Source organism: Candidatus Accumulibacter vicinus (genome assembly GCF_000584955.1).
GTDB classification, from domain to species: Bacteria; Pseudomonadota; Gammaproteobacteria; order Burkholderiales; family Rhodocyclaceae; genus Accumulibacter; species Accumulibacter vicinus.
Map to the genome: position 1 here is coordinate 63,595 of NZ_JDSS02000020.1, position 374 is coordinate 63,968.

The 374-nt window shown below is 69.0% G+C and carries 1 pseudogene; it reads right to left on the reverse strand.

The features are described from left to right. Positions 1 to 318: pseudogene (locus tag CAPSK01_RS08390) on the reverse strand (hypothetical protein); the annotation flags it as partial. Between the last annotated feature and the right edge of the window lie 56 nt (positions 319 to 374).

Consider the following 374-nt stretch of genomic DNA (forward strand, 5'->3'; position numbering starts at 1 on the left):
GGCGGTATCGGCCAGCCAGAAGCCGCGCGTCAGCGTCACCCAATGCTGCGGGCCTTCATCACTGTTTCGCATGGGCTCGCTTTCTGGCGAGCCCATACGGAAACTCCCGGGCTCGATCCAGCGCAGCCGCTGCGTCGCGCTGCCGTGCCGGCTGCTGACCGTGAACTCGGCCCAGAGGCCGAATTCGTCGTCGCCCCAGGAGTCGGCGAAGGGTGGCGGGAACGGAGCAGGAAAGCGCTGCGTCATCAGGTCCATGTCGTTGACACGCCGGGCCGGCGCGAAAAAGCGGCTCCCCTGGGGGCGTTCGGTCTGGCGCATCCGCAGCCAGGCCTACCAGCGCCCAGAGGGCCTTGCGGTTTGCCGCCGCACCTGCC